The sequence below is a fragment of the Cobetia sp. genome, from assembly GCF_983723665.1.
Map to the genome: position 1 here is coordinate 38,644 of NZ_CFDJES010000003.1, position 7,658 is coordinate 46,301.

Genomic DNA, 7,658 nt, shown 5'->3' on the forward strand with positions numbered 1-7,658 from the left:
ACATCAGCGGCGCGCCATCAGCTCCTGCCAGCGCTTCTCGAGGCGCTTGGCGGAGACGGTCTCCAGGGTGCCGAGCTGCTGGGCAAACAGCGAGACGCGCAGTTCCTGCAGCCACCAGCCGAACTCTTCCAGCTCCGCATCCGGCAGCCCCTGCTCGCGCGCCTTGCTCAGGCGGGCATCAAGGCGGGATTCAAAGCCCTTGACCTCCTCCATGTCACGCTGGTCGCGCATGCGCTCACGCGGCGCCTTGTCGAGACGGATCAGCATCGCCTCCACATAGCGCGGCAGCTGATGCAGCCATTCACCGGAGGCCTGGATGAAGCCCGGCGTGATCAGGCGCGCCTGCTGGGCCTTGAGATCAGCCACCACCAGCGCCATCGAGAAGTCGATCTTGCCCTTGAGGCGCTTGGAAAGCTCCAGATGCTGCTTGAGCGCGGCTTCCAGCGGCTTGAGCAGCGCCTCGGCGTGCGGCACCAGCTCGGCCCGCCTGTCATCGAGACGCGCCTGCAGCTCGCTGCGCGAACGCGGCAGCGGCTCGACGGCCATCACCTGCTCGAAGACGCTGTAGATGAAGTCATCCGCCAGCTGGCGACGCGTGCCGACCTTGGCGAACAGCAGCGCACAGCGCTCCAGCGCCTTGAGGTCACGGTCCAGATAGCGCACCTGGTCCGGCAGGCGTGCCATCGCCAGGCGCGTGATGCCATCACGGTGCGCAGCAGCGGCCTTGGCCGGGTGATCGAACAGCTCCACGCTCAGATTCTGCTCGACCTGAGCCGTCGCGCTGGCAGGCGCATGGCTGGACGGCGCGCTGTTCTTGCCAGTCTTGCGCGCCAGCTTGCGCTGCTTGGCACTCATGCCGCTGTCGGCAGGCGCTGCCGGCTTCATCACCAGCGCCGGGTAGGCCTCGACGCGAATGCCCGCCTGGGTGGTGCTGTGCGAGGTGGCGATCGGCGCCTCCGGCAGATCTTCCAGCACTTCGCTGTCGGCTTCACGACTGCGGTTGGCCATCGCCCGCGCGGCGGCCGCGGCCGAGTCCTTGAAGCGTGCTTCCAAAGCCTCGAGATCACGCCCTTCGCCCAGCACCTTGCCGTCCTGATCGACGATACGCAGGTTCATCTTCAGGTGCGGTTCCAGCGTTTCGGGCGCCCAGGCATCCTGCGGCAGACGCAGGCCAGTCTTGACGCGCATGAACTCGGCCAGCGCATCGGTCAGCGGCACGTCGTCCGGGGTCAGCGCCTCAAGTGCGGCATCGACCCAGTTGGGAATCGGCACCACCTGTTTGCGGTACTGCTTGGGCAGCGACTTCATCAGCGCGATGGCCTTGTCACGCAACAGCCCCGGCACCAGCCATTCGATGCGATAGCGCGGCAGCTGCGAGAGCATCGCCGCCGGCACGATCATCGTCACGCCGTCATCCACCGCACCGGGCGCGAAGTGATAGCTCAGCGGGTAGGCGACGCTGTTGTGATGCAGCTGTTCGGGGTAGCGCGCGACGGTGACTTCCTCGGCGTCGCGCGCCATCAGGTCGTCGAGATTCAGATGCAGGACATCGGGGTTGTCGCGCTCGGCCTCCTTGCGCCACTTGTCGAAGCTGCGCCCGTTGTAGATGCCTTCCGGAATGCGCTCGGCATAGAAGGCGAACAGCGTCTCTTCGTCGACGAGGATGTCACGCTTGCGCGCACGGTCCTCAAGCTCACCGACCTCATCCATCAGGCCGCGATTGTGGGCGAAGAACGGCGCACGGGTCTGGAATTCGCCCTCGACCAGCGCACGGCGAATGAACAGCTCGCGGGATTCTTGTGGCGCCAGCGGGCCGTAATGCACCTTGCGCGCGGTGACGATGGGCAGCCCGAACAGGGTCACCTGCTCACTGGCGACCACCTGGGCACGCTTCATCTCCCAGTGCGGCTCGCTGTAGCTGCGCTTGACCAGATGCTCGGCCAGCGGCTCGACCCACTCGGGCTTGATTGCCGCGACCTGACGCGCGTAGAGCTTGGTGGTCTCGACCATCTCGGCCGCCATCACCCACTTGGGCGACTTCTTGGCCACACCGGAGCCCGGGTGGACGAAGAAGCGTCGGTTGCGCGCGCCGAGATACTCGCGGTTTTCCTGCTTGAGGCCGAGATTGGAGAGCAGCCCGGTCAGCAGCGCGCGATGCAGTGATTCGTGATCGATGGCCACCGACGGGCGGCGGCCCTGTCCCGGTGAGGCCAGTACCCGCGCGGTGACCTCGGCCTGCGCCTCGGTGTCGCGCTCATGCTGGGCGCTGGTCATCTCCAGCCCCAGGTCCCGCGTCAGCTGCTTGAGCTGACGGAAGGTGTCATGCCACTCGCGCAGGCGCAGATAGTTGAGGAAACGCGCCTTGCACCAGCGGCGCAGCGGGTTGGCACCCAGCGCATCCCGCGCCAGTTCGAAGCCTTCCCACAGATTCAGCCAGCTGACGAAGTCGGAGTTGTCGTCATCCCACTCGTGGTGGATCTGATCGGCCTGCTGACGCTTGTCGGCAGGACGCTCGCGCGGGTCCTGGATCGACAGCGCACTGACGATGATCAGCACTTCACGCAGGCAGCCGCGCGAGGCGCCCTCAAGCACCATGCGCGCCAGACGCGGGTCGATGGGCAGACGCGCCAGGGTGCGGCCATCACGGCTCAGACGGTTGTGTTCATCCACCGCGCCCAGCTCGCGCAGCAGGCGGAAGCCATCGGTGACGAAGCGCGAATCCGGCGCATCGACGAAGGGAAACTTCTCGATATCGCCCAGCTTGAGCGACAGCATCGACAGGATCACCGAGGCCAGGTTGGTGCGCTGGATTTCCGGCTCGGTGTATTCCGGGCGCGCGAGGAAGTCCTCCTCGCTGTAGAGGCGGATGCACAGGCCTTCGGCGATACGCCCGCAGCGGCCCTTGCGCTGGTTGGCGCTGGCCTGGCTGATCGGCTCCACCGGCAGACGCTGGATCTTGGAGCGATAGCTGTAGCGGCTGATGCGCACCAGGCCCGGGTCGATCACGTAGCGGATACCCGGCACGGTCAGCGAGGTCTCGGCGACATTGGTGGCCAGCACGATGCGGCGGCCACGATGCGGCTGGAAGACGCGGTTCTGCTCTTCGTTCGAGAGGCGCGCGTACAGCGGCAGTACCTCGGTATCACGCAGCTGGGCGCGACGCAGAGTGTCCGCGGTGGCGCGGATCTCACGCTCGCCGGGCAGGAAGATCAGCACGTCACGCGGGCCCTGCATCCAGCCCTTCTCGCGCTCGATCACCGACAGCTCTTCCACCGCGCGCAGGATACCCTCCTGCAGGCTGAGGTCTTCCTCATCCTCGGCATCGCGCACCAGCGGCAGGTACTGGGTCTCGACCGGGAAGTTGCGCCCGCTGACCGAGACGATGGGCGCAGGCGTGCCATCCTGGGCCGCGAAGTGCTGACTGAAGCGCTCCACGTCGATGGTCGCCGAGGTGATGATGATCTTGAGGTCCGGACGGCGCGCGGTGAGACGCTTGAGATAACCGAGCAGGAAGTCGATGTTCAGACTGCGCTCGTGGGCCTCATCGATGATGATCGCCTCGTAGCGGCTCAGGTCCGGATCATGCTGGGTTTCCGCCAGCAGGATACCGTCGGTCATCAGCTTCATCAGCGTCGACGGGCCGGTGGTGTCGTTGAAGCGCACCTGATACCCGACCGTCTCGCCGAGCGTCGTCTCGAGCTCCTCGGCCAGACGCGCCGCCACCGAGCGCGCCGCCAGACGGCGTGGCTGGGTGTGACCGATCAGGCCATTGCGCCCCAGCCCCATCTCCAGACACAGCTTGGGCAGCTGGGTGGTCTTGCCCGAGCCGGTCTCGCCGGCGACCACCACGATCTGATGCTCGGCAAGCGCGGCGAGGATGTCTTCGCGACGCTCCACCACCGGCAGTTCCGGCGGATAGTTGAGCGCGGCGGGTGTCTGCCAGCGTGCCAGTGCCGTCTCGCGTGCGGCGCGCTGGGCGATGCTCGCCTCCAGGCGGCTCTCGATATCGTTGATGGCACGATCGACCGGCTTGCCTTCCTTGAGACGCCGCCGCAGGCCAGCCAGGCGCTTGCCCAGCTCGCGCTGATCACGGCTCAGGGCGCGTTCAAGGCGAGCCGCGAGGGCTTCAAGACGCGCATGTTCGGACGGTGCGGTAGCGGTGTCGCTCAAGGACTGCCTCTTCTCAACCAGCGACCACACGCCACGCGCGCAGCCGGAAACTCTCGGGAATTCAGCCTCACGCTCGCCTGCACGAGGCAGCAAGCCATGACGCCTGAATGACAAAACGGCCCGTCAACAAGTGACGGGCCGTCCATTGTAGCCCTGCGCGTAGCCGCGCCCAACCTTGGCGGCGCTTGTTCCCTGCCACGCCGCCGGCTCAGCGCTTCTCTCAGCGCTTCTCTCAGTGCTCGCGTAGCGGCGTATTGCCACCGCTCTCTTCGCTGTCGCGCAGCTCACGACGCAGCACCTTGCCGACGTTGGTCTTGGGCAGTTCATCGCGGAATTCGACGAAACGCGGCACCTTGTAGCCGGTCAGCTGCTCCTTGCACCAGCTGCGCAGGCTGTCGCGATCCAGGTCCGGGTTGCTTGAGACCACGAACAGCTTGATCGCCTCGCCGCTCTGCTCGTCCGGCACGCCCACTGCCGCCGCCTCGACGATATCCGGATGGCCGCTGACCACGTCCTCGATCTCGTTGGGGAATACATTGAAGCCGGAGACGATGATCATGTCCTTCTTGCGATCGACGATGCGCACGAAATCATCTTGCTGGATGACCGCGATATCGCCGGTGCGGATGAAGCCCTCGTCATCCATCGCCTCACGCGTGGCGTCGTCACGCTGCCAGTAACCCTTCATCACCTGGGGGCCGCGCACGCACAGCTCGCCCGGCGCATCGCGCCCCAGCGTCACGCCATCGGCGTCCACCACCTTGAGCTCGGTGCCCGGCACCGGCTTGCCGATGGTGCCCAGCTGCAGCTCGCGCGGCGGATTGAAGCTGACGATGGGCGAGGTCTCGGTCATGCCGTAGCCCTCGGCGATCGGGCAGCCGGTGACGGCTTCCCAGCGTTCGGCCGCGCTGCGCGTCAGCGCCATGCCGCCGGAGATGGTCAGCTTGAGACTCGAGAAGTCCAGCGCCTTGAAGTCATCACGCTGACACAGTGCCGAGAACAGCGTGTTGAGGCCGACGAAGGCGGTGAACGGTGTCCTGGCCAGTGTCTTGATGAAGCCATCGATATCGCGCGGATTGGTGATCAGCACGCTGTGGTTGCCGCTCTCCATGCTGTAGAGGCAATTCACCGTGAAGGTATAGATGTGATAGACCGGCAGCGGCGCGATCAGCACCTCCTGGCCTTCATTGAGCACATCACTGATCACGCCGCGCGCCTGCAGCATGTTGGCGACCAGATTGCGGTGGGTCAGCATGGTGCCCTTGGCAACCCCGGTGGTGCCGCCGGTGTACTGCAGCGCGGCGATGTCCTCGGGCTGGCGCGTGACACGCGTGTGCGAGAGCCCCGCCCCGCGCTTGAGCACGTCACGCAGGCCGTGTGCCTCGGGCAGGTGGTACTTCGGCACCATCTTCTTGACGTAGCGCACCGCCAGGTTGATCAGCGGACGCTTGGGGAAGTCATGCAGGTCACCGATCTCGGTGATGATGACCTCCTCGATGGACGTGCGCTTGAGCACCTTCTCGAGCTTGTCCGCCATGTTGGCCAGAATCACGATGGCGCGAGCGCCGGAGTCATGGAACTGGTGCTGCATCTCGCGCTCGGTGTAGAGCGGGTTGGTATTGACCACCACCAGACCGGCGCGCAACGCACCGAACACGGCCACCGGGAACTGCAGCAGATTCGGCAGCTGGATGGCGATGCGATCACCGGGCTCAAGGCCGGTCTCGTGTTCCAGCCAAGCGGCGAAATTGCGCGACAGGCGGTCCACATCGGCGTAGCTGAGCGTCTTGTCCATGCAGCTGAAAGCCGGACGCTCGGCATAGTTGGCGCAGCTGGCCTCGAAGACCTCGAGAATCGAGGGGTAATCCTCGAGACCGGACAACGGCTCACCGCTGAGGATCAGGTTGGCGTCCCCGGTCACGGGGCCAGCGTGATCAGACGCCTTGTCGGCTTCCGGGTCTGCCGAGGCGTTGGCAGGATTGGCATCATGCATGGCTTGGGCTCCATGACTGCATTCGTCTGCTGGATCGTGGCCGGGCGCGGAGTCTTTCACTGGCAGCCACAGGCGAGAATTCAGCACTTGTTGTTATCAGGGCGTCACGCCCACATGTGAACAATGACATGAATGACGGCGTGATGGGGAAAAGGACGGCGCGACAACGCGCGCGCAGGTGCCGGCAACGCACCGACGACACCCCGGCAAGAACCTCCAGGGCCGCCGCGCTTCACCTTAACCAGTCACGCCAATGATGTAAAACGACCGATTGAAACCATCGTTCACATCCGAAAAAGTCTCGTTAAATCAGATCACTACTCTTGTACGACCTTGGTCAGAGACTAGCCGCGACTGCCAACCTTGCCATGTCGTTATGCGCTTCAGGCCTTTGAGTCGCGCTCGGCTAGCCCTTAACCTTATGCTCATACAGTCGCGACAGCCGCTGCTGAGCGTCATCACTTCACTCAAGCAGCGGGCATGCTCGCTGTCTAGCCGCCAGATACCCAGAGGACCTCGCATGGCCAAGATCTATCAGGACAACTCGCAAGCCATCGGCAATACGCCGCTGGTCAAGATCAACCGCCTCAGCAGCCATCCACGCCTGTACGCCAAGGTGGAAGCCCGCAACCCGGCGTTCTCGGTCAAGTGCCGTATCGGTGCCAGCATGGTGTGGGACGCCGAGGAACGCGGCGTGCTCAAGCCGGGCATGGAAATCATCGAGCCGACCTCCGGCAACACCGGTATCGCGCTGGCCTTCGTCGGCGCGGCGCGTGGCTACCCCGTCACCCTGACCATGCCCTCCTCCATGAGCATGGAACGCCGCAAGGTGCTGAAATCCCTCGGCGCCAATCTGGTGCTGACCGACCCGGCCAAGGGCATGCAGGGCGCCATCGACAAGGCCTGCGAGCTGCAGAAGGCCGAGCCGGAACGCTACTTCCTGCCGCAGCAGTTCTCCAACCCGGCCAACCCGCGCATCCACGAAGAGACCACCGGCCCGGAGCTGTGGGACGCGCTGGATGGCGAGATGGACGTGCTGGTGGCGGGCGTCGGTACCGGCGGCACCATCAGCGGCATCGCCCGCTACTTCAAGACGGTGCGCGGCCAGTCACTCGAAGCCGTGGCGGTGGAGCCGGCGGAATCCGCCATCATCACCCAGCGCATGCAGGGCGAATCGATCACGCCGGCCCCGCACAAGATCCAGGGCATCGGTGCCAACTTCATTCCCGACAACCTGGACCTGGCGCTGATCGACCGCGTCGAGCCCGTCGCCAGTGAAGACGCCATGGCCATGGCGCGTCGCATCATGCAGGAAGAAGGCATCATGTGCGGTATCTCCTGCGGTGCGGCGATGACCGCGGCGCTGCGTCTGGCGGAAGACCCCGCCTACGCCGACAAGTCCATCGTCGTCATCCTGCCGGACAGCGGCGAGCGCTACCTGTCCTCGCCGATGTTCGCCGGCATGTTCGACGACGTCGAAGGCTGAGCCTCACGC

At 65.2% G+C, this 7,658-nt stretch carries 3 protein-coding genes; 1 reads left to right on the forward strand and 2 read right to left on the reverse strand.

Features of this window, described 5'->3' with window-relative positions:
- Nucleotides 1-3 precede the first annotated feature (3 nt).
- Both hrpA and AC4FAH_RS00865 read right to left on the reverse strand, forming a co-directional pair.
- On the reverse strand, nt 4-4,170 hold the full coding sequence (gene hrpA, locus AC4FAH_RS00860; RefSeq protein ID WP_490245551.1) for an ATP-dependent RNA helicase HrpA: 4,167 nt from the start codon (nt 4,168-4,170) through the stop codon (nt 4-6).
- Nucleotides 4,171-4,402: 232 nt separating this feature from the next.
- Complete coding sequence (locus AC4FAH_RS00865; RefSeq protein ID WP_490245552.1) at nt 4,403-6,163, reverse strand: AMP-binding protein; 1,761 nt, start codon at nt 6,161-6,163, stop codon at nt 4,403-4,405.
- Nucleotides 6,164-6,683: 520 nt separating this feature from the next.
- Between AC4FAH_RS00865 and cysK the strand changes: the two genes are divergently transcribed.
- On the forward strand, nt 6,684-7,649 hold the full coding sequence (gene cysK / locus AC4FAH_RS00870; protein WP_043333985.1) for a cysteine synthase A: 966 nt from the start codon (nt 6,684-6,686) through the stop codon (nt 7,647-7,649).
- The last annotated feature ends 9 nt before the right edge of the window (nt 7,650-7,658 follow it).